Raw genomic sequence first — 23020 nt, 5'->3', positions numbered from 1 at the left:
GGAACACGCGACGCATGAGAGCAGCGGCGAAAACGCAAAAACCGAAACGTCAGGAAGAACAAGCCAACTTTGTGAGTTGGCGTTTTGCGTTGCTTTGTGGCTGTATTTTACTGGCGCTGGTTTTCCTGCTGGGTCGTGCGGCGTGGTTGCAGATTATCGCCCCTGACATGCTGGTGCGTCAGGGGGACATGCGCTCCCTGCGCGTCCAGGAAGTGGCGACATCACGCGGTTTGATAACCGATCGTTCCGGTCGTCCACTGGCGGTGAGTGTGCCGGTGAAAGCGATCTGGGCCGACCCGAAAGAGCTGCATGATGCGGGTGGTGTGACGCTCGATAACCGCTGGAAAGCGCTGGCCGATGCGCTAAAAATGCCGCTCGATCAGATGGCGGCTCGCGTGAACGCTAACCCGAAAGGACGCTTTATCTATCTGGCGCGTCAGGTGAACCCTGACATGGCCGACTACATCAAAAAATTGAAACTGCCGGGCATTCATCTGCGCGAAGAATCACGCCGTTATTACCCGTCGGGAGAAGTGACCGCTCACCTCATTGGTTTTACAAACGTGGATAGCCAGGGGATTGAAGGGGTCGAAAAAAGCTTTGATAAATGGCTGACCGGCCAGCCAGGTGAACGCGTGGTGCGTAAAGACCGCTACGGTCGCGTTATCGAGGATATCTCCTCAACTGACAGCCAGGCCGCGCACAACCTCGCGCTGAGCATCGACGAGCGCCTGCAGGCGCTGGTCTACCGTGAACTGAACAACGCCGTGGCTTTCAACAAAGCCGAATCCGGCAGCGCCGTGCTGGTGGATGTCAGCACCGGCGAAGTGCTGGCGATGGCCAACAGCCCGTCCTATAACCCGAACAACCTGACCGGCACGCAGAAAGATGTCATGCGTAACCGCACCATTACTGACGTCTTTGAGCCTGGTTCTACCGTTAAACCGATGGTGGTGATGACCGCACTTCAGCGCGGTATCGTCAATGAAAGTACCGTTCTGAATACCATACCTTACCGAATCAACGGCCATGAAATCAAAGACGTGGCGCGTTATAGCGAATTGACCCTGACGGGGGTTTTGCAGAAGTCGAGTAACGTCGGTGTTTCTAAGCTGGCGTTAGCGATGCCGTCCTCAGCGTTGGTAGATACTTACTCACGTTTTGGGCTAGGAAAGGCGACCAATTTGGGGTTGGTCGGAGAACGCAGTGGCTTATATCCTCAAAAACAACGGTGGTCTGACATAGAGAGGGCCACCTTCTCTTTCGGCTATGGGCTAATGGTAACGCCGTTACAGTTAGCGCGAGTCTATGCAACGATTGGCAGCTATGGCGTTTATCGCCCGCTGTCGATTACCAAAGTTGATCCACCGGTTCCGGGGGAGCGAATCTTCCCGGAAGCGACGGTGCGTACCGTCGTTCATATGATGGAAAGCGTCGCCCTGCCGGGCGGCGGTGGCGTGAAGGCCGCCATCAAAGGCTATCGCATCGCGATTAAAACCGGTACCGCGAAAAAAGTGGGGCCAGATGGCCGCTACATCAACAAATACATTGCTTATACCGCAGGCGTTGCGCCTGCCAGTAATCCGCGTTTTGCGCTGGTGGTCGTCATTAACGATCCACAGGCGGGTAAATACTACGGCGGCGCCGTTTCCGCGCCAGTGTTCGGTGCCATCATGGGCGGTGTGTTACGCACCATGAACATCGAACCTGATGCGCTGGCCACGGGCGATAAAAATGAATTCGTAACTAATCAAGGCGAGGGAACAGGTGGCAGATCGTAATTTGCGCGACCTTCTTGCTCCGTGGGTGCAATCGCTACCTGCGCGGGCACTGCGAGAGATGGTACTCGACAGCCGTGTGGCTGCATCGGGCGATCTTTTTGTAGCGGTAGTCGGTCATCAGGCGGACGGGCGTCGTTATATCCCGCAGGCGATAGCGCAAGGTGTAGCTGCCATTATTGCTGAGGCAAAAGATGAAGCAACCGATGGTGAAGTCCGTGAAATGCACGGTGTTCCGGTCATCTATCTCAGCCAGTTAAATGAGCGTCTTTCCGCCCTGGCGGGACGTTTTTATGATGAACCCTCTGACCAGCTGCGTCTGGTTGGCGTGACGGGCACCAACGGTAAAACCACCACCACGCAGCTGATGGCGCAGTGGGCCGAACTGCTGGGCGAAACCAGCGCGGTGATGGGTACCGTCGGTAACGGTCTGTTGGGCAAAGTGAATCCAACGGAAAATACCACCGGTTCTGCGGTCGACGTGCAGCACGTGCTGGCGGGTCTGGCAGGGCAGGGCGCAACCTTTGCCGCGATGGAAGTCTCTTCTCACGGGTTGGTCCAGCATCGCGTCGCCGCGCTGAAATTTGCGGCGTCGGTATTCACCAACCTGAGTCGCGATCACCTCGATTATCACGGCGATATGGAAAGCTACGAAGCGGCGAAATGGCTGCTGTACTCCACGCACCTCTGCGGCCAGGCGATTGTTAACGCTGATGACGAAGTGGGTCGTCGCTGGCTGGCTAAGCTGCCGGATGCGGTTGCGGTGTCGATGGAAGACCATATTAATCCGAACTGTCATGGCCGTTGGCTGAAAGCTACGGACGTGAAGTACCACGACAGCGGCGCGACGATCCGCTTTGACTCCAACTGGGGCGAAGGCGAAATTGAAAGCCGCCTGATGGGCGCATTTAACGTCAGCAATTTACTGCTGGCACTGGCAACGCTGCTGGCGCTGGAGTACCCGCTGGCGGATCTGCTGAAAACCGCCGCGCGTCTGCAACCTGTTTGTGGGCGTATGGAAGTGTTTACCGCGCCGGGCAAACCGACGGTAGTGGTTGATTATGCCCACACCCCGGACGCGCTGGAAAAAGCGCTGCAAGCGGCGCGTCTGCACTGCACGGGTAAACTGTGGTGTGTCTTCGGCTGCGGCGGCGATCGCGACAAAGGTAAACGCCCACTGATGGGGGCGATTGCCGAAGAGTTCGCGGATATTCCTGTTGTGACCGACGACAACCCGCGTACCGAAGAGCCGCGTGCGATCATCAACGATATTCTCGCCGGCATGATTGATGCGGGCCACGCACGTGTGGTGGAAGGCCGCGCTGAAGCGGTCACGAACACCATCATGCAGGCTAAAGAGAACGACGTGGTGCTGTTGGCCGGTAAAGGCCACGAAGATTACCAGATTGTCGGTGCACGTCGTCTCGACTATTCCGACCGCGTTACCGCGGCCCGTCTGCTGGGAGTGGTGGCATGATTAGCTTAACGCTAAGCCAGGCTGCTTCTGTGCTCAAGGGTGAGCTGCAGGGTCAGGATCTGACTATTGATGCCGTCACGACCGACACCCGCAAAATCACCGCGGGCTGTCTGTTTGTGGCGCTGAAAGGCGAGCGCTTTGATGCGCACGATTTTGCCGACCAGGCGAAAGAAAACGGCGCGGGCGCACTGCTTGTCAGCCGCAAGCTGGATATCGACCTGCCGCAGATTGTGGTGAAAGACACCCGTCTGGCGTTCGGTGAGCTGGCGGCGTGGGTTCGTCAGCACGTTCCGGCACGCGTAGTCGCGCTGACCGGTTCTTCTGGCAAGACCTCCGTAAAAGAGATGACGGCGGCTATCCTGAGCCAGTGTGGCAACACGCTGTACACCGCAGGCAACCTGAATAACGACATTGGTGTGCCAATGACGCTGCTGCGTCTGACCAAAGAATATGACTACGCCGTGATTGAATTAGGCGCCAACCACCAGGGCGAAATCGCCTGGACCGTCGGTCTGACGCGTCCGGAAGCGGCGTTAGTCAACAATCTGGCTGCAGCACATCTTGAAGGTTTTGGTTCGCTGGAAGGCGTGGCGAAAGCCAAAGGTGAGATTTACACCGGTCTGCCGACAGACGGCATCGCCATCATGAATGCCGATAACAACGACTGGCTGAACTGGAAAGAGGTGATTGGCTCGCGCAAAACCTGGCGTTTTTCGCCAAATGCCGCCAACAGCGACTTTACGGCGACCAATATCCATGTGACCTCGCACGGCACCGAATTTACGTTGCAAACCCCAACGGGTGGCGTTGATGTTTTACTCCCGCTGCCGGGCCGCCACAATATCGCTAATGCCCTGGCCGCTGCCGCGTTGTCGATGGCGGTCGGCGCCACGCACGAGGCGATCAAAACGGGTCTGGCAAATCTGCAAGCAGTACCAGGACGTCTGTTCCCGGTCCAACTGGCGGAAAACAAGCTGCTACTGGATGACTCCTACAATGCCAACGTCGGTTCCATGACCGCCGCAGTGCAAGTGCTATCAGAAATGCCGGGCTATCGCGTGATGGTCGTGGGCGATATGGCAGAACTGGGTGTCGAGAGCGAAGCCTGTCATATCCAGGTCGGCGAAGCGGCGAAAGCTTCAGGAATTGATCGTGTATTGAGCGCCGGAACCTTGAGCCAGGCGATTAGCCAGGCGAGTGGCGTCGGTGAACATTTCGCTGATAAATCGGCGCTGATTACGCGCCTTAAAACACTGGTAGAAGAACACCAAATTGTGACGGTTTTAGTGAAAGGTTCACGTAGTGCCGCCATGGAAGAGGTTGTGCACGCATTACAGGAGAACGGAACATGTTAGTTTGGCTGGCCGAACATTTGGTCAAATATTATTCAGGCTTTAACGTCTTTTCCTATCTGACGTTTCGCGCCATCGTCAGCCTGCTGACCGCGCTGTTCATCTCATTGTGGATGGGCCCGCGCATGATCGCCCGTCTGCAAAAACTCTCTTTTGGCCAGGTCGTGCGTAACGACGGTCCGGAATCGCATTTCAGCAAACGCGGCACGCCGACGATGGGCGGGATCATGATCCTGACCGCCATTGTGGTCTCCGTTCTGCTGTGGGCTTATCCGTCAAACCCGTACGTCTGGTGTGTTCTGACCGTTCTCATCGGCTACGGGATTATCGGTTTTGTTGATGACTATCGCAAAGTTGTTCGCAAAGACACTAAAGGTCTGATTGCACGCTGGAAATACTTCTGGATGTCGGTCATTGCGCTGGGTGTAGCCTTCGCACTTTACCTGGCAGGGAAAGATACTCCGGCCACTGAGCTGGTGGTGCCGTTCTTTAAAGACGTGATGCCACAGCTGGGTCTGTTCTACATCCTGCTGGCCTACTTCGTGATTGTCGGTACCGGCAACGCCGTGAACCTGACCGATGGCCTGGATGGCCTGGCGATTATGCCAACCGTCTTTGTGGCCGGTGGTTTTGCGCTGGTGGCGTGGGCGAGCGGTAACATGAACTTTGCCAGTTACCTGCACATTCCGTATTTGCGTCATGCCGGTGAGCTGGTGATCGTCTGCACGGCGATTGTCGGTGCTGGCCTCGGCTTCTTATGGTTCAACACCTATCCGGCGCAGGTCTTTATGGGCGACGTCGGTTCGCTGGCACTGGGCGGGGCGCTCGGCATCATCGCTGTACTGCTGCGTCAGGAGTTCCTGTTGGTGATCATGGGCGGCGTGTTTGTGGTTGAAACTCTTTCGGTGATTTTGCAGGTCGGCTCCTTCAAGCTGCGCGGTCAGCGCATCTTCCGTATGGCGCCGATTCACCATCACTATGAGCTGAAAGGCTGGCCAGAACCGCGCGTCATTGTGCGCTTCTGGATTATTTCGCTGATGCTGGTCCTGATTGGCCTGGCCACGCTGAAGGTACGTTAATCATGGCAGATTACCAGGGTAAAAAAGTCGTTATCATCGGGTTAGGCCTTACGGGGCTTTCCTGCGTGGACTTTTTCCTCGGGCGTGGCGTGACGCCGCGTGTGATGGATACGCGTGTTTCTCCGCCTGGCCTGGACAAGTTACCAGAACAGGTTGAACGCCACCTTGGTGGTCTGAATGATACCTGGCTGCTGGATGCCGATCTGATTGTTGCCAGCCCTGGTATGGCGCTGGCGCATCCGTCCTTAAGCGCGGCGGCGGATGCAGGCGTTGAGATTGTCGGCGATATCGAACTGTTTTGCCGTGAAGCCCAGGCGCCGATTGTGGCGATTACCGGCTCTAACGGGAAAAGCACGGTCACGACGCTGGTCGGCGATATGGCAAAAGCGGCGGGCGTGAACGTCGGCGTCGGCGGCAATATCGGCCTGCCAGCGCTGATGCTGCTCGATCCGGCGCGCGAACTTTATGTGCTTGAACTGTCCAGCTTCCAGCTGGAGACCACTTCCAGTCTGCAGGCCGTGGCGGCGACGATCCTGAACGTAACGGAAGATCATATGGATCGCTATCCGTTTGGGCTGCAGCAGTATCGCGCGGCCAAACTGCGCGTCTATGAAAATGCAAAAGTGTGCGTGGTGAATGCGGACGATGCGTTAACCATGCCGGTGCGCGGTGCCGATGAGCGCTGCATCAGCTTTGGCGTGAATATGGGTGACTATCACCTGAATCACCAGCAGGGCGAAACCTGGCTGCGCGTCAAAGGCGAAAAAGTGCTGAACGTGAAAGAGATGAAGCTTTCCGGACAACACAACTACACCAATGCTCTGGCGGCACTGGCGCTGGCGGATGCCGCAGGTTTACCGCGTGCTTCCAGCCTGAAAGCCCTGACCACCTTTACCGGTCTGGCGCATCGCTTCCAGCTGGCGCTGGAACATAACGGTGTGCGCTGGATTAACGATTCTAAAGCCACCAACGTCGGCAGTACCGAAGCGGCGCTGAACGGTTTACGCGTCGATGGCTCGCTCTACCTCCTGCTCGGCGGCGACGGTAAATCAGCGGATTTCTCCTCCCTGAAGCACTATCTGAAGGGCGATAACATTCGTTTGTACTGCTTTGGCCGCGATGGCGCTGAGCTGGCGGACCTACGTCCAGAGATTGCGGTGCAAACCGAAACTATGGAACAGGCGATCCGCCTGATTGCGCCTCTGGTCAAAGCGGGCGATATGGTGCTGCTGTCGCCAGCGTGCGCCAGCCTCGACCAGTTTAAGAATTTCGAACAGCGTGGTGATCTCTTTACCCGCCTCGCGAGGGAGTTAGGCTGATGCGTTTATCTCTCCCTCGCCTGAGAATGCCGCGTATGCCGGGATCGCGTATCTTTGGCTGGCTGTTTGCGGCGCTGAAAGGCTGGGTGATGGGCTCGCGGGATAAAGATTCCGATAGCCTGGTGATGTATGACCGTGCGCTGCTGTGGTTCACGTTGGGCCTGGCGGCGGTCGGTTTCATCATGGTGACTTCGGCTTCGATGCCCGTAGGGCAGCGTCTGGCGAACGATCCTTTCCTGTTCGCCAAGCGTGACGGTTTGTACATCATCCTCGCATTCTGTCTGGCGATGATTACCTTGCGTTTGCCGATGGAGTTCTGGCAGCGCCACAGTACCGCGATGCTGATTGCTTCCATCATCATGCTGCTGATCGTATTGGTGGTGGGGAGCTCGGTTAACGGTGCATCGCGCTGGATTGCCTTCGGCCCGCTGCGTATCCAGCCAGCGGAATTTACCAAGTTGTCGCTGTTTTGCTATCTCGCCAACTACCTGGTGCGCAAGGTCGATGAAGTGCGAAATAACCTGCGCGGCTTCTTAAAACCGATGGGTGTGATTCTGGTGCTGGCGGTTCTTTTGCTGGCGCAGCCTGACCTCGGTACGGTAGTCGTACTGTTCGTGACCACGCTGGCAATGCTGTTCCTGGCGGGCGCGAAACTGTGGCAGTTCATCGCCATCATCGGGATGGGGATTTCGGCAGTGGTCCTGCTGATCCTCGCCGAGCCGTATCGTATTCGCCGCGTGACCTCTTTCTGGAACCCTTGGGAAGATCCATTTGGCAGCGGTTATCAGCTTACTCAGTCTCTGATGGCGTTTGGGCGAGGCGAGGTTTGGGGCCAGGGGCTGGGCAATTCAGTGCAAAAACTGGAGTATTTACCCGAGGCACATACCGACTTCATCTTCTCCATTATTGGGGAAGAACTGGGTTATATCGGTGTGGTACTGGCACTTTTAATGGTATTCTTCGTCGCTTTCCGCGCCATGTCGATTGGCCGAAAAGCGCTGGAAATCGATCACCGCTTCTCAGGTTTCCTGGCCTGCTCAATTGGTATCTGGTTTAGCTTCCAGGCATTGGTCAACGTTGGCGCGGCAGCCGGTATGCTGCCGACAAAGGGCCTGACGTTGCCGTTGATCAGTTACGGTGGTTCGAGTCTGTTGATCATGTCGACAGCGATTATGTTCTTGTTACGTATAGATTATGAGACGCGTCTGGAAAAAGCCCAGGCGTTTACACGAGGTTCACGATGAATCAACCGAAGCGGTTAATGGTGATGGCGGGCGGCACCGGCGGACATGTTTTCCCTGGGCTCGCGGTTGCGCACCATTTAATGGATCAAGGCTGGCAAGTTCGCTGGCTCGGAACCGCCGATCGCATGGAAGCCGATCTGGTGCCAAAGCACGGTATCGAGATCGACTTTATTCGGATTTCAGGCTTACGTGGCAAAGGTATCAAAGCTCAGCTGCTGGCTCCGGTGCGCATCTTCAATGCCTGGCGTCAGGCGCGCGCAATCATGAAGCGCTTTAAACCTGATGCGGTGCTGGGTATGGGCGGGTACGTTTCCGGTCCTGGCGGATTGGCTGCCTGGTCGCTGGGCATTCCGGTTGTGCTTCATGAGCAGAACGGTATTGCCGGATTGACCAATAAATGGCTGGCAAAAATTGCCAGCAAAGTGATGCAGGCTTTCCCTGGCGCGTTTCCGGAAGCGGACGTGGTGGGCAATCCGGTGCGCGTTGATGTGCTGGCGTTACCGCTACCGCAGGAGCGCCTGATCGGGCGCGAAGGCCCGGTGCGGGTGTTAGTCGTCGGCGGCTCGCAGGGCGCACGTATTCTGAACCAGACGCTTCCGCAGGTTGCGGCAAAACTGGGCGACAGCGTGACCATCTGGCATCAGAGCGGGAAGGGCGGGCAGCAAACGGTTGAACAGGCTTATGCCGAGGCGGGCCAGCCACAGCATAAAGTCACAGAATTTATTGACGACATGGCAGCGGCGTATGCCTGGGCCGATGTCGTGGTGTGTCGTTCCGGTGCGCTGACGGTGAGTGAAATTGCCGCCGCGGGTTTACCAGCGGTGTTTGTGCCTTTCCAGCACAAAGACCGGCAGCAGTACTGGAACGCGTTGCCGCTTGAGAAAGCCGGTGCCGCCAAAATTTTTGAACAGCCACAGTTTACCGCTGACGCAGTCGCTACCACCCTTGCGGGCTGGAATCGTGCGACGCTGCTGGAAATGGCCGAACGCGCGCGCGCGACGGCGATCCCGGATGCGACCGAGCGGGTGGCAAATGAAGTGAGCCTGGCAGCAAAGGCTTAACCCTTGTAGCGCGTTTTGCGTTGCACGAATTTTTAGAAGTATCGATGGCGGTTAGAGAATGAATACACAACAACTGGCGAAACTGCGTTCAATCGTGCCCGAGATGCGTCGCGTCCGGCACATTCACTTCGTTGGCATCGGCGGCGCAGGTATGGGCGGTATTGCCGAAGTTTTAGCAAACGAAGGTTACCAGATCAGCGGTTCCGATCTGGCGCCGAATCCTGTTACGCAGCAGTTGGCGTCGCTTGGGGCGACTATCTATTTCAATCATCGCCCTGAAAACGTGCTCGATGCGAGCGTTGTTGTGGTCTCCAGCGCGATCTCTGCCGATAACCCGGAAATTGTCGCCGCGCATGAAGCGCGCATCCCGGTTATTCGTCGTGCAGAAATGCTGGCTGAGCTGATGCGTTTTCGTCATGGCATCGCGGTTGCCGGTACGCACGGCAAAACCACGACCACGGCGATGGTCTCCAGCATTTATGCCGAAGCCGGTCTCGATCCGACATTTGTTAATGGCGGTCTGGTTAAAGCGGCGGGCGTTCATGCGCGCCTCGGCCACAGTCGTTATCTGATTGCGGAAGCTGATGAGAGTGACGCGTCGTTCCTGCATCTGCAGCCGATGGTAGCGATTGTCACCAATATCGAAGCTGACCACATGGATACTTACCAGGGTGACTTCGAAAATTTAAAGCAGACGTTTATTAATTTCCTGCACAATTTGCCGTTTTATGGTCGTGCAGTGATGTGTGTGGACGATCCGGTCATTCGTGAATTACTGCCACGTGTGGGTCGTCATATTACGACTTACGGTTTCAGTGACGATGCAGACGTGCGCGTAGAAGATTACACGCAACGGGGCGCCCAGGGACATTTCACCCTGGTGCGTCAGGATAAAGCCCCGCTGCGCGTGACGCTGAACGCGCCGGGCCGCCACAATGCGCTCAACTCTGCTGCAGCGGTGGCGGTTGCCACTGAAGAAGGCATTGAAGACGAAGACATTTTACGCGCGCTGGAGAGTTTCCAGGGTACAGGACGGCGCTTCGATTTCCTCGGCGAATTCCCGCTGGAACCGGTAAACGGCAAAACGGGCACGGCGATGCTGGTGGATGACTACGGTCATCACCCGACTGAAGTGGATGCAACGATTAAAGCCGCGCGAGCAGGTTGGCCGGACAGAAATCTGGTGATGGTATTCCAGCCGCACCGTTTCACGCGTACGCGCGACCTGTATGACGACTTCGCTAACGTGCTGTCTCAGGTGGATACGCTGCTGATGCTGGACGTTTATTCAGCGGGTGAAACTCCGATTCCGGGCGCAGACAGTCGTTCCTTATGTCGTACTATCCGTGGACGCGGTAAGGTAGACCCGATTCTGGTCTCCGATCCGGCGCAAGTGGCTGAAATTCTGGCTCCTGTACTGACCGGTAACGATTTGATTCTAATTCAGGGTGCGGGAAATATCGGCAAAATCGCCCGTAACTTAGCGCAAATCAAACTGACGCCGCAAACCTCTGAGGATGAACGCAATGGCTGATAAGATTGCGGTCCTGTTTGGTGGCACCTCTGCGGAGCGTGACGTTTCCCTGAACTCTGGCGCGGCTGTGCTGGCGGGGTTGCGTGAAGGTGGCGTGAATGCTCATCCGGTTGATCCGAAAGAGACCGACGTCACCCGCCTGAAAGAAATGGGCTTTGATAAAGTTTTCATCGCGTTGCATGGGCGCGGTGGTGAAGATGGAACCCTGCAAGGGCTATTGGATTTGATCGGTTTGCCTTACACCGGAAGTGGTGTAATGGCCTCCGCGATTTCAATGGACAAACTGCGCAGCAAATTGCTGTGGCAGGGCGCGGGTTTGCCGGTTGCGCCGTGGGTGGCATTGACGCGCCGTGAGTTTGAAATGGGACTTGAAGATAGCGTTAATGCACGCATTGCGCAGTTGGGGTTACCGGTTATTGTAAAACCCAGCCGTGAAGGCTCTAGCGTCGGAATGTCAAAAGTCGAGAAAGCGGGCGATTTAACCTCTGCGTTAGCGTTGGCTTTTCAACATGATGAAGAAGTTCTGATCGAAAAATGGCTCAGCGGGCCGGAATTTACCGTGGCGATGCTCGGTGAAGAAATTTTGCCGTCAATTCGTATCCAACCCGCTGGAACCTTCTATGATTATGAAGCGAAGTATCTCTCTGATGAGACGCAATATTTCTGCCCAAGTGGTCTGGAAGCAGAACGTGAAGCTGAATTGCAGAGCCTGGTGCTCAAAGCCTGGACTGTTTTAGGTTGCCGTGGTTGGGGTCGTATCGACGTGATGCAGGACAGCGACGGGGAATTTTATTTGCTGGAAGCCAATACCTCACCGGGTATGACCAGCCACAGCCTGGTGCCAATGGCGGCACGTCAGGCGGGCATGAGCTTCTCGCAGTTAGTCGTCCGTATTCTGGACCAGGCGGGCTGATATGTCTCAGGCCGCACTGAACACGCGCAACCGTGAAGAGGAAGAAGAATATTCTTCATCTGGTCGGAGTAATGGAACGCGTCTTGCAGGGATTTTATTCCTGCTGGGTGTGCTGTGTACCGTGTTTATCAGCGGCTGGATGGTGTTGGGCTGGATGGAAGATGCACAACGGTTGCCGCTATCAAAACTGGTGGTCACCGGCGAGCGTCATTACACGCGTAACGATGATATTCGCCAGTCGATCCTGGCCCTGGGCTCGCCCGGAACGTTTATGACGCAGGACGTCAACATTATCCAAAGCCAGATTGAAAGGCTGCCGTGGATAAAACAGGCGAGCGTAAGAAAGCAATGGCCTGATGAATTGAAGATTCATCTGGTTGAATATGTGCCCATTGCGCGTTGGAATGATCAGCATATGGTCGACGTAGACGGAAATTCGTTTAGCGTCCCGGCAGATCGTGTCAGCAAGCAAAGTTTACCGATGTTGTCTGGCCCGGAAGGCAGTGAGAACGAAGTGTTACAAGGTTTTCGCGAGATGGGGCAGGTGCTGGCTAAGGACAGATTTGCGTTAAAAGATGCAGCAATGACGGCGCGCCGTTCATGGCAACTGACGTTAACGAATGGGATTAAGCTCAATCTTGGTCGCGGCGACACGATGAAGCGTTTGGCGCGTTTTGTAGAACTGTACCCGGTTTTACAGCAGCAGGCGCAGACCGACGGCAAACGGATAAGCTACGTTGATTTGCGCTATGACTCAGGCGCAGCAGTCGGCTGGGTACCGGCTCCGGTTGAGGAACCTAATCAGCAACAGAATCAGGCACAGGTACAGGCAGAACAACAATGATCAAGGCGACGGACAGAAAACTGGTAGTTGGACTGGAGATTGGCACCGCTAAGGTTGCCGCTTTAGTAGGGGAAGTTCTGCCCGACGGTATGGTCAATATCATTGGCGTGGGCAGTTGCCCGTCCCGTGGTATGGATAAAGGTGGGGTAAACGACCTCGAGTCGGTGGTGAAATGCGTACAGCGCGCCATCGATCAGGCAGAATTAATGGCAGATTGCCAGATTTCCTCCGTCTATCTGGCCCTCTCTGGTAAGCATATAAGCTGCCAGAACGAAATCGGGATGGTGCCGATTTCCGAAGAGGAAGTGACGCAGGAAGACGTTGAAAACGTGGTGCATACGGCTAAATCCGTGCGCGTGCGCGATGAACATCGTGTGCTGCATGTCATCCCACAGGAATATGCGATCGACTATCAAGAGGGTATCAAAAACCCGGTCGGCCTTTCCGGTGTGCGTATGCAGGCAAAAGTGCACTTGATCACATGTCACAACGATATGGCGAAGAACATTGTTAAAGCCGTGGAACGTTGTGGCCTGAAAGTTGACCAACTTATCTTTGCAGGGCTGGCAGCAAGCTATTCGGTGCTGACAGAAGACGAACGTGAACTGGGCGTCTGTGTGGTTGATATCGGTGGTGGTACAATGGATATGGCCGTGTATACCGGCGGTGCATTGCGTCACACCAAAGTTATCCCTTACGCCGGGAATGTAGTGACCAGTGATATCGCCTACGCCTTTGGTACGCCACCGAGCGATGCAGAGGCAATCAAAGTGCGCCACGGTTGTGCGTTAGGTTCTATCGTTGGCAAAGATGAGAGTGTTGAAGTGCCAAGCGTGGGCGGTCGTCCGCCGCGTAGTCTGCAACGGCAGACTCTGGCCGAAGTGATAGAGCCGCGTTATACCGAGCTGCTCAATCTGGTCAACGAAGAGATTTTACAGTTACAGGAACAGCTTCGTCAGCAGGGTGTGAAACACCATCTTGCGGCGGGGATTGTCTTAACCGGTGGTGCAGCGCAAATTGAAGGTCTCGCTGCCTGTGCCCAGCGCGTGTTCCATACGCAAGTCCGTATTGGTGCGCCGTTGAATATTACCGGTTTAACGGATTACGCTCAGGAGCCGTATTACTCAACGGCGGTGGGCCTGCTGCACTACGGGAAAGAGTCCCATTTAAGTGGTGAAGCAGAAGTCGAAAAACGCACGTCGGTCGGTTCTTGGGTCAAGCGACTCAACTCCTGGCTGAGAAAAGAATTTTAATTTTAAAGAGACCGGAGAGAATTAGCGGTCTCAGGCGACAGGCACATACGCGGAAGCATTCAATACGCCCAGGCAGGCAGAATGGTGAAGTGTAAAAACGGAGAGAAACCATGTTTGAACCAATGGAATTAACCAACGACGCGGTGATTAAAGTCATCGGCGTCGGTGGCGGCGGCGGTAACGCTGTGGAGCATATGGTGCGCGAGCGCATCGAAGGTGTTGAGTTCTTTGCTGTGAACACCGACGCTCAGGCACTGCGAAAGACCGCCGTAGGCCAGACTATTCAGATCGGTGGTGGTATCACCAAAGGTCTGGGCGCAGGGGCTAACCCAGAAGTAGGCCGTAATGCGGCTGAAGAAGACCGCGAAGCACTGCGAGCTGCACTTGATGGCGCCGATATGGTGTTTATCGCAGCGGGCATGGGCGGTGGTACCGGTACAGGTGCTGCGCCAGTGGTGGCTGAAGTGGCCAAAGATTTAGGTATTCTGACCGTTGCTGTCGTGACTAAGCCTTTCAACTTTGAAGGCAAGAAGCGTATGGCATTCGCGGAGCAGGGTATCACTGAGCTGTCCAAACACGTGGACTCTCTGATCACTATTCCGAACGACAAACTGCTGAAAGTGCTGGGTCGCGGTATCTCCCTGCTGGACGCGTTTGGCGCTGCGAACGACGTGCTGAAAGGCGCGGTTCAGGGTATCGCTGAGCTGATTACTCGTCCGGGTCTGATGAACGTCGACTTCGCTGACGTGCGCACCGTGATGTCCGAAATGGGCTATGCGATGATGGGCTCTGGCGTAGCGAGCGGTGAAGACCGTGCAGAAGAAGCGGCTGAAATGGCGATCTCTTCTCCACTGCTGGAAGATATCGACTTGTCTGGTGCGCGCGGCGTGCTGGTCAACATTACCGCTGGCTTCGATCTGCGTCTGGACGAATTTGAAACAGTAGGTAACACCATTCGCGCATTCGCTTCTGATAATGCTACTGTGGTTATCGGTACTTCCCTTGACCCGGAAATGAATGATGAACTGCGTGTGACTGTCGTTGCGACCGGTATCGGTATGGACAAACGTCCTGAGATCACCCTGGTCACCAACAAACAGACTCAGCAGCCGGTGATGGATCGCTACCAGCAGCACGGCATGGCGCCGCTCACGCAGGAGCAAAAACCGGCCGCGAAAGTGGTTAACGACAATACGCCGCAAACTGCGAAAGAACCGGATTATCTGGATATCCCAGCGTTCCTGCGTAAGCAAGCTGACTAAGAATTGGCTGGAATTTGGGGATTTTCGCTCTTTGTGCTAAACTGGCCCACCGTTAGTGATATACACTCTCGGTTGGATAAGTAATTTGGCGAGATTATACGATGATCAAACAAAGGACTCTTAAACGTATCGTTCAGGCGACTGGCGTCGGTTTACATACCGGCAAAAAAGTCACACTGACGTTACGCCCTGCGTCGGCCAATACCGGGGTCATCTATCGTCGCACCGACTTGAATCCACCGGTAGATTTTCCGGCTGATGCCAAATCTGTGCGTGATACTATGCTCTGTACTTGCCTGGTGAATGAGCATGACGTGCGGATTTCTACCGTAGAGCACCTGAACGCCGCCCTGGCGGGTCTGGGTATCGACAACATTGTTATTGAAGTCGATGCACCAGAAATCCCAATTATGGACGGTAGTGCTGCTCCGTTCGTTTATCTGCTGCTGGATGCCGGCATCGATGAACTGAACTGCGCGAAGAAATTTGTACGCATTAAAGAGACTGTTCGCGTTCAAGATGGCGACAAATGGGCTGAATTCAAACCGTTTAATGGTTTCTCGTTGGACTTTACCATCGATTTTAACCATCCAGCGATTGATGGCAGCAACCAGCGCTATGCGATGAACTTCTCTGCTGATGCGTTTATGCGTCAGATTAGCCGTGCACGTACCTTCGGTTTCATGCGTGATATCGAATATCTGCAGTCCCGTGGCCTATGCCTGGGCGGCAGCTTCGATTGTGCCATCGTTGTTGACGATTATCGCGTACTGAACGAAGACGGCCTGCGTTTTGAAGATGAATTCGTTCGTCACAAAATGCTGGATGCGATCGGCGACCTGTTCATGTGTGGTCACAATATCATTGGTGCATTCACCGCGTTTAAATCCGGTCATGCATTGAACAACAAATTGTTGCAGGCAGTCCTTGCAAAACAGGAAGCCTGGGAATTTGTGACCTTCGAAGATGAAGCTGAACTGCCTCTGGCATTCAAAGCTCCGAGCACGGTCCTGGCGTAACGGTTAATTCCGTATCGTAAAATCGACTGGTTGACCTGGTACTCTCTCCGACCAGGAAGACCAGTCGTTTTTGTTTCTAGACCTCTGATTTTCTTCCCCGCATGAAATTTGCCCACTAAGCACAGAATGTGCGCGCGTTCGCTGCATTCTTGACCGAATTTCCCTGAGGCATTACGTCATTCCTGCTGCTGTATTATCGCTTTAGTGATAATATCTGTGCGCTAAATAATATCTGAACGCATGCCTGTACTGGCCTGCATACGATGGTGGATTAGGTGAGCGGAATACTAACGCGCTGGCGACAATTTGGCAGACGTTACTTCTGGCCGCATCTCTTATTAGGGATGGTCGCGGCGAGCTTCGGCTTGCCTGTGCTCAGCCACAGCGCAGAAGCGGCAACGCCTGCAAACACCACCACAACTAAACACGATCTCTCCACGCGGGTTAATTTCACTAACCTCGCGCTGCTTGAAGCCAATCGCCGCCCTAACTTTACGGTCGATTACTGGCATCAACATGCTATCCGGACCGTCATTCGCCATCTTTCATTTGCGATGGCACCGCAGGCTGTGCCTGTCGTAGAAGAATCACTGCCCGTTCAGGCACAACATCTTGCTCTGCTGGATACGCTCAATGCGCTGTTGACGCAAGAAAGCAAACCGCCAGTGATCGTTCGTCAGATGACGAATACCGCTTTTATTCCACACGCTGCCTTTTCGGTGTCGGCCTGGATTAGCCAGGTGCAGGGCATCCGCGCCGGGCCACAACGCCTCAGCTAAATTAACTGTTTTTCAATACCTTAATTTATCTGCCCATGATGGGGCGTGTGAGAATTTATTATGCTAATCAAATTATTAACCAAAGTTTTCGGTAGCCGTAACGATCGTACCCTGCGCCGTATGCGCAAAGCGGTCATCGTCATTAATGGTATGGAACCGGAGATGGAAAAACTCTCCGATGACGAACTGAAAGCGAAAACCGGTGAATTCCGTGAGCGCCTGGCAAAAGGCGCAACCCTGGAAAGCCTGATTCCGGAAGCTTTCGCCGTGGTTCGTGAAGCGAGTAAACGCGTGTTCGGCATGCGTCACTTTGACGTACAGCTGCTCGGCGGTATGGTTCTGAACGAACGCTGCATCGCAGAAATGCGTACCGGTGAAGGTAAAACCCTGACCGCAACGCTGCCTGCATACCTGAACGCACTGACCGGTAAAGGCGTTCACGTCGTCACCGTCAACGACTACCTGGCGCAGCGTGACGCCGAAAACAACCGTCCACTGTTCGAATTCCTCGGCATGTCCGTGGGTATCAACATGTCTGGCCTGCCTGCTCCGGCGAAGCGCGAAGCTTATGGCGCGGACATTACCTACGGCACCAACAACGAATACGGTTTTGACTACCTGCGCGACAACATGGCGTTCAGCCCGGAAGAGCGCGTACAGCGCAAACTGCACTATGCGCTGGTGGATGAGGTCGACTCAATCCTGATCGATGAAGCTCGTACTCCGCTGATCATCTCTGGCCCGGCTGAAGACAGCTCTGAGATGTACCGCAAAGTCGACAAAATCATTCCGCATCTGATTCGTCAGGAGAAAGAAGATTCTGATACGTTCCAGGGCGAAGGCCACTTCTCCGTTGACGAAAAAGCGCGTCAGGTGAACCTGACCGAACGCGGTCTGGTTCAGATTGAAGAGCTGCTGGTTGAGCAGGGCATTATGGATGAAGGCGAGTCACTTTACTCTCCGACCAACATTATGCTGATGCACCATGTGACTGCCGCACTGCGCGCTCACGTGCTGTTCACCCGCGATGTGGATTACATCGTGAAAGACGGCGAAGTGATCATCGTTGATGAACATACCGGTCGTACCATGCAGGGCCGTCGCTGGTCTGATGGTCTGCACCAGGCTGTGGAAGCCAAAGAAGGCGTGGATATTCAGAACGAAAACCAGACGCTGGCTTCTATCACCTTCCAGAACTACTTCCGTCTGTACGAAAAACTGGCGGGCATGACCGGTACTGCAGATACCGAAGCGTTCGAATTCAGCTCCATCTACAAACTGGATACCGTTGTCGTCCCGACTAACCGCCCAATGATCCGTAAAGATATGCCGGATCTGGTGTACATGACCGAAGCGGAAAAAATTCAGGCGATCATCGAAGATATCCGCGAGCGTACCGCTGCAGGTCAACCGGTACTGGTGGGTACCATCTCGATCGAGAAATCCGAAGTGGTTTCTCATGAACTCGATAAAGCGGGTATCAAGCACAACGTACTGAACGCTAAATTCCACGCTAAAGAAGCAGATATCGTTGCTCAGGCCGGTTATCCGGCGGCGGTTACCATCGCCACCAACATGGCAGGTCGTGGTACCGATATTATGCTGGGTGGTAGCTGGCAGGCCGAATTGGCCGAGCTGGAAAACCCAACTCCAGAACAAATTGCGCAGATCAAAGCTGACTGGCAGGTGCGTCACGATGCAGTACTGGCATCTGGTGGTCTGCACATTATCGGCACCGAGCGTCACGAATCTCGTCGTATCGACAACCAGCTGCGTGGTCGTGCGGGTCGTCAGGGTGATGCTGGTTCTTCCCGCTTCTACCTGTCAATGGAAGATGCGCTGATGCGTATTTTCGCCTCTGACCGCGTGTCTGGCATGATGCGCAAACTGGGCATGAAACCAGGTGAAGCAATCGAACACCCGTGGGTGACCAAAGCAATTGCCAACGCCCAGCGTAAAGTGGAAAGTCGCAACTTCGATATTCGTAAGCAACTGCTGGAATATGATGACGTTGCGAACGATCAGCGCCGTGCGATCTACTCCCAGCGTAACGAACTGCTGGACGTGTCTGATGTGAGCGAAACCATCAACAGCATCCGCGAAGATGTCTTTAAAGCGACAATTGATGCGTACATTCCGCCACAGTCTCTGGAAGAAATGTGGGACATCGAAGGCCTGCAGGAACGTCTGAAAAACGACTTCGACCTCGAACTGCCGATCAAAGAGTGGCTGGACAAAGAGCCTGAGCTGCACGAAGAGACGCTGCGCGAACGTATTCTGGAAACAGCGATTACTGTTTACAAGCAGAAGGAAGAAGTCGTTGGCATTGAGATGATGCGTCACTTCGAGAAAGGCGTCATGCTGCAGACGCTGGATTCCCTGTGGAAAGAGCATCTGGCAGCGATGGACTATCTGCGTCAAGGTATCCATTTGCGTGGCTATGCGCAGAAAGATCCTAAGCAGGAGTACAAGCGTGAATCCTTTGCGATGTTCGCTTCAATGCTGGAGTCGCTGAAGTACGAAGTGATTAGTACCCTGAGTAAAGTTCAGGTGCGTATGCCGGAAGAAGTAGAAGCAATGGAACAGCAGCGTCGTGAAGAAGCTGAGCGCCTGGCACAGATGCAACAGCTGAGCCATCAGACTGACGAAGATGAAGCCGCAGCGGCGATTGCTGCCCAGACGGGCGATCGCAAAGTGGGTCGTAACGATCCATGCCCATGTGGTTCCGGTAAAAAATATAAAGCGTGTCATGGCCGTCTGAGCTAAACGCACATCACCAATCGAAAAGGCGCAGAGATCTGCGCCTTTTTTATGGAAGTCACACATATGAAAGTACTGCAAATCGCTGTCGGGATTATTCGTAACCCGCAAAACCAGATCTTCATTACTCAGCGTGCCGCTGATGCCCATATGGCCAACAAATGGGAATTTCCGGGCGGTAAAATCGAATCAGGTGAAACGCCGGAACAGGCGCTGGTGCGAGAGCTTCAGGAAGAGGTGGGAATTACTGCGCTGGAACCAACGTTGTTCGATAAGCTCGAATATCAATTCCCGGACAGGCACATTACGTTGTGGTTCTGGATGGTTGAACGCTGGGAAGGCGAGCCGTGGGGTAAAGAAGGGCAGCCTGGCAGTTGGTTGGCGTTGGAGGCGCTGGACGCCGAGAAATTCCCGCCCGCTAATGAACCAGTAATCGCCAGACTGACTCAGGAACTGAAGGCCTGCTAAGCACGTTGCCAGCAGGCACAACAAAGAAGACGTTACTGTTGCTCTTCGCTCCAGTCGTCGCTATCTGATAAATCGCCCTCGCTCGGGATGCGTTTCTCTTCTGCGGCCCATTCACCCAGATCGATTAACTGGCAGCGTTTGCAGCAGAACGGGCGAAACGGGCTAATCTCGCCCCAAATAACAGCTTTCCCACAGGTCGGGCAGCTTACGGTAATAATTTCAGACATCAATATTCCTTAGCAGCAAGCCAGTTCAAAATCGAGACGTTCTGGCACTGTGCCATTTTCGCTATCCAGCGGCATAAAGCGAATCGCGAAGCGACTTTTATGCCCGGAAATCTGCGGATAAAGTTGTTCGCTGAGCGACAGATTTAGTCGCAGCAGATCGGCGTCGTCACCATTATCCTGGTAAAAACCGTTGAGGCTGGTCTGCTTGCGAAATGGTGCAGAGTGGCGTACGAGATCGAGGATTAGTGTCAACGCCTGATTCATTGGTTCCAGACTATCCATCCAGCTCTTCACCTGCACATCACGCTGTTCCTGCTGCATATGCAGCCACATGTGCAGCGTCGGCAGATCAAAGCTACAGCATCCGCCTGGAATACTCAGGCGCTGGCGTACCAGGGCAATCAGGCGGTCTTCACGCAGGAACTGCCCCACGCGAGGCGCTGCCATCAGAACTGTGCTGCTTTGTTTCAACTGCAGTCGCAGGGAATCAATTCGGCTCTGATCGACGCCCGGGACTTCAGCCCACCCCTGTAATTTACGCTGTTGGCGCTCAAGTTCTTTCAGTAACTCTGTACGAACATCACCGCGTTCAATGACATCCAGCAGATCGCCAACGTTGCGAAAAAAATGCAGTGCCGCAGCATGATCGGCAATAGGGCGATGGTGTGACATCTGCTGAATCAGAAATTCGATGCGCAACCAGGTGCGCATTTTTTCATTGAGTGGGTGCTCAAAAAGGATGTGCGTATTCATTATGGTTTTTCCTGTGCTACGGCCTGCGCGGCGTAGGTCAGATATTGGGCGTGCAGGCGGGCGACATCCGACGCAATGGAATCGGGTGCGCCATCATTATCAATAACATCATCTGCGACGGCAAGGCGCTCTTCGCGTGTTGCCTGCGCAGCAAGAATTTGTTCAGCATGTTGGCGAGAGACATTATCGCGCAGCATGGTTCGCTTAAGCTGTGTCTCAGGCGACACATCGATCACCAGAATACGATCGGCCTTATGCTGAAGCTGATTTTCAACGAGCAAGGGAACAACCCAGAGTACATAAGGCGACGTGGCTTCAGCGATCTGGCGCTGAGTTTCCTGGTGAATCATGGGGTGCAGGAGGGCGTTGAGCCAGGTTTTTTCTGCGGGTTGCGAAAAGATACTCTCGCGCAGCAGGCGTCTGTTCAGCGTGCCGTCGGCATTCATGATGTTGGGCCCGAAATGTGCAGCGATAGCATTAAGCCCAGGTGAATGAGGCTCTACCACCTGACGGGCAATGATATCGGCATCAATTATCGCAATACCCAAGCGTGAAAAAGCGTCAGCAACGGTGCTTTTGCCACTACCGATACCGCCTGTTAACGCAACAACGTACCCCATTAAATCAAATCCTGGGAATTATTCATTTTTAAAATCAGCTGCTTAGAAATTAAACTTACCGGAGCGGATGGTTAACTCTGTTTACCTGCTTTTGACCAGGTAAATTTATAGGATTGTAGCGTAAAAAAAGAGAAATTCGCAGTCTTGCGGAGCACGTATTAGTGCGTATGATAACGTCACTGGAGTTGTGCTTTGACTATATTTGCCTCTAACCCCAGGAACCCGCACATGCGTATCGAAGAAGATCTGAAGTTAGGTTTCAAAGACGTTCTTATCCGCCCTAAACGCTCTACGCTGAAAAGCCGCTCAGACGTTGAACTCGAACGTCAATTCACCTTTAAACACTCCGGTCAGACCTGGTCTGGCGTGCCTGTTATTGCTGCCAATATGGATACCGTGGGTACCTTTGCGATGGCTACGGCGCTGGCGAGTTTCGATATTCTGACTGCAGTGCACAAACACTACAGCAACGAAGAGTGGAACGCATTTGCGGCTTCTGCTTCTGATGATGTTAAGAAACACGTGATGGTGTCCACGGGTACATCTGACGCTGATTTCGAGAAAACCAAACAAATTCTGGTGGATAATCCAGAGTTTAATTTTGTTTGTATCGACGTGGCGAATGGCTATTCCGAACATTTCGTTCAGTTTGTCAGCAAAGCACGCGCGGCCTGGCCAACCAAAACCATCATCGCGGGTAACGTTGTGACCGGCGAGATGTGTGAAGAGCTGATTCTGTCCGGCGCGGATATCGTGAAAGTGGGGATCGGCCCTGGCTCTGTCTGCACTACGCGTGTCAAAACAGGTGTCGGCTATCCGCAGCTGTCCGCCGTGATTGAGTGTGCCGATGCGGCCCACGGCCTGGGCGGTCAGATCATCAGCGACGGCGGCTGCACCATGCCGGGCGATGTTGCAAAAGCCTTCGGTGGCGGCGCAGATTTCGTGATGCTGGGCGGTATGTTGGCCGGTCATGAAGAGAGCGGTGGTACCGTAGTTGAAGAAAACGGTGAGAAATTCATGCTGTTCTACGGAATGAGTTCTGAATCCGCTATGAATCGCCACGTCGGCGGCGTTGCGCAGTACCGTGCAGCAGAAGGCAAAACCGTGAAACTGTCCCTGCGCGGTCCGGTTGAGAATACCGCTCGTGATGTTCTCGGTGGCCTGCGTTCTGCCTGTACCTACGTCGGTGCATCTCGTCTGAAAGAGTTGACCAAACGCACGACGTTTATCCGCGTTCAGGAACAAGAAAACCGCGTTTTCAACAGCCTGTAATCGCTG

The 23020-nt window shown here is 54.4% G+C and carries 20 protein-coding genes; 17 read left to right on the top strand and 3 right to left on the bottom strand.

Annotation, left to right across the window (positions count from 1 at the left end):
• Window positions 1-14 precede the first annotated feature (14 nt).
• The 16 genes from C3708_RS09410 to mutT all read left to right on the top strand — a co-directional run bounded on the left by C3708_RS09410 (window position 15) and on the right by mutT (window position 20142).
• The gene (locus tag C3708_RS09410) at window positions 15-1781 is read left to right on the top strand and encodes a peptidoglycan glycosyltransferase FtsI (protein WP_095280767.1); all 1767 of its coding nucleotides are present in this window, start codon (window positions 15-17) and stop codon (window positions 1779-1781) included.
• Window positions 1768-3255: a UDP-N-acetylmuramoyl-L-alanyl-D-glutamate--2,6-diaminopimelate ligase gene (murE, locus tag C3708_RS09405; RefSeq protein ID WP_103949132.1), complete on the top strand. Its 1488-nt coding sequence runs from the start codon at window positions 1768-1770 to the stop codon at window positions 3253-3255. Before C3708_RS09410 ends, murE begins: the two co-directional genes overlap by 14 nt.
• Window positions 3252-4610: a UDP-N-acetylmuramoyl-tripeptide--D-alanyl-D-alanine ligase gene (murF, locus tag C3708_RS09400; protein ID WP_095280769.1), complete on the top strand. Its 1359-nt coding sequence runs from the start codon at window positions 3252-3254 to the stop codon at window positions 4608-4610. Before murE ends, murF begins: the two co-directional genes overlap by 4 nt.
• Complete coding sequence (gene mraY / locus C3708_RS09395) at window positions 4604-5686, top strand: phospho-N-acetylmuramoyl-pentapeptide-transferase (RefSeq protein ID WP_095280770.1); 1083 nt, start codon at window positions 4604-4606, stop codon at window positions 5684-5686. Before murF ends, mraY begins: the two co-directional genes overlap by 7 nt.
• A 2-nt stretch (window positions 5687-5688) precedes the next feature.
• Window positions 5689-7005 carry a UDP-N-acetylmuramoyl-L-alanine--D-glutamate ligase gene (murD, locus tag C3708_RS09390; protein WP_103949131.1) on the top strand — a complete coding sequence of 439 codons (1317 nt, stop codon included), beginning with the start codon at window positions 5689-5691 and terminating at the stop codon, window positions 7003-7005.
• Window positions 7005-8249 carry a cell division protein FtsW gene (ftsW, locus tag C3708_RS09385; protein ID WP_095280772.1) on the top strand — a complete coding sequence of 415 codons (1245 nt, stop codon included), beginning with the start codon at window positions 7005-7007 and terminating at the stop codon, window positions 8247-8249. The genes murD and ftsW overlap by 1 nt, the downstream gene beginning before the upstream one ends.
• A complete protein-coding gene (gene murG, locus C3708_RS09380) occupies window positions 8246-9310 on the top strand; it encodes an undecaprenyldiphospho-muramoylpentapeptide beta-N-acetylglucosaminyltransferase (protein ID WP_103947093.1) in 1065 nt (354 codons plus the stop codon). The genes ftsW and murG overlap by 4 nt, the downstream gene beginning before the upstream one ends.
• 58 nt (window positions 9311-9368) lie before the next feature.
• Window positions 9369-10844: a UDP-N-acetylmuramate--L-alanine ligase gene (murC, locus tag C3708_RS09375; protein WP_095280774.1), complete on the top strand. Its 1476-nt coding sequence runs from the start codon at window positions 9369-9371 to the stop codon at window positions 10842-10844.
• A complete protein-coding gene (locus C3708_RS09370; RefSeq protein ID WP_095280775.1) occupies window positions 10837-11757 on the top strand; it encodes a D-alanine--D-alanine ligase in 921 nt (306 codons plus the stop codon). The genes murC and C3708_RS09370 overlap by 8 nt, the downstream gene beginning before the upstream one ends.
• A gap of 1 nt (window position 11758) precedes the next feature.
• Window positions 11759-12601 (top strand): cell division protein FtsQ, encoded by an 843-nt coding sequence (ftsQ, locus tag C3708_RS09365; RefSeq protein ID WP_095280776.1) that lies wholly within the window; start codon window positions 11759-11761, stop codon window positions 12599-12601.
• Entirely contained in the window at window positions 12598-13854 is a 1257-nt protein-coding gene (gene ftsA, locus C3708_RS09360; protein WP_095280777.1) for a cell division protein FtsA, read from the top strand. Before ftsQ ends, ftsA begins: the two co-directional genes overlap by 4 nt.
• Window positions 13855-13964: 110 nt before the next feature.
• On the top strand, window positions 13965-15116 hold the full coding sequence (gene ftsZ / locus C3708_RS09355; protein ID WP_006173842.1) for a cell division protein FtsZ: 1152 nt from the start codon (window positions 13965-13967) through the stop codon (window positions 15114-15116).
• Between the two features lie 101 nt (window positions 15117-15217).
• Complete coding sequence (gene lpxC / locus C3708_RS09350) at window positions 15218-16135, top strand: UDP-3-O-acyl-N-acetylglucosamine deacetylase (RefSeq protein WP_095280778.1); 918 nt, start codon at window positions 15218-15220, stop codon at window positions 16133-16135.
• A 275-nt stretch (window positions 16136-16410) separates the two neighbouring features.
• Window positions 16411-16914 (top strand): secA translation cis-regulator SecM, encoded by a 504-nt coding sequence (secM, locus tag C3708_RS09345; RefSeq protein ID WP_095280779.1) that lies wholly within the window; start codon window positions 16411-16413, stop codon window positions 16912-16914.
• Window positions 16915-16974: 60 nt separating this feature from the next.
• Window positions 16975-19680, top strand: coding sequence for a preprotein translocase subunit SecA (gene secA, locus C3708_RS09340; protein WP_103947091.1), 2706 nt, complete (start codon window positions 16975-16977; stop codon window positions 19678-19680).
• A gap of 60 nt (window positions 19681-19740) precedes the next feature.
• On the top strand, window positions 19741-20142 hold the full coding sequence (mutT, locus tag C3708_RS09335; protein ID WP_095280781.1) for an 8-oxo-dGTP diphosphatase MutT: 402 nt from the start codon (window positions 19741-19743) through the stop codon (window positions 20140-20142).
• A 32-nt stretch (window positions 20143-20174) separates the two neighbouring features.
• Here mutT and yacG read toward each other — a convergent pair whose 3' ends face one another.
• Genes yacG through coaE form a run of 3 tightly spaced genes read right to left on the bottom strand, consistent with a single transcriptional unit; the run spans window position 20175 to window position 21742 of the window.
• Window positions 20175-20369, bottom strand: a complete 195-nt coding sequence (gene yacG, locus C3708_RS09330) for a DNA gyrase inhibitor YacG (protein WP_095280782.1) — start codon at window positions 20367-20369, stop codon at window positions 20175-20177.
• A 9-nt stretch (window positions 20370-20378) separates the two neighbouring features.
• The gene (gene zapD / locus C3708_RS09325) at window positions 20379-21122 is read right to left on the bottom strand and encodes a cell division protein ZapD (RefSeq protein WP_095280783.1); all 744 of its coding nucleotides are present in this window, start codon (window positions 21120-21122) and stop codon (window positions 20379-20381) included.
• On the bottom strand, window positions 21122-21742 hold the full coding sequence (gene coaE, locus C3708_RS09320) for a dephospho-CoA kinase (protein ID WP_095280784.1): 621 nt from the start codon (window positions 21740-21742) through the stop codon (window positions 21122-21124). Before coaE ends, zapD begins: the two co-directional genes overlap by 1 nt.
• 228 nt (window positions 21743-21970) lie before the next feature.
• On the opposite strand from coaE, the gene C3708_RS09315 reads away from it, so the two are divergent.
• Window positions 21971-23014: a GMP reductase gene (locus C3708_RS09315; protein WP_095280785.1), complete on the top strand. Its 1044-nt coding sequence runs from the start codon at window positions 21971-21973 to the stop codon at window positions 23012-23014.
• Window positions 23015-23020: the final 6 nt, after the last annotated feature.

Origin of the sequence: Lelliottia sp. 7254-16, from assembly GCF_002922995.1 — a bacterium.
GTDB classification, from domain to species: domain Bacteria; phylum Pseudomonadota; class Gammaproteobacteria; order Enterobacterales; family Enterobacteriaceae; genus Enterobacter; species Enterobacter jeotgali.
Note: the sequence above shows the minus strand (reverse complement) of the source record. Positions and strands in the feature narration are given on the sequence as shown.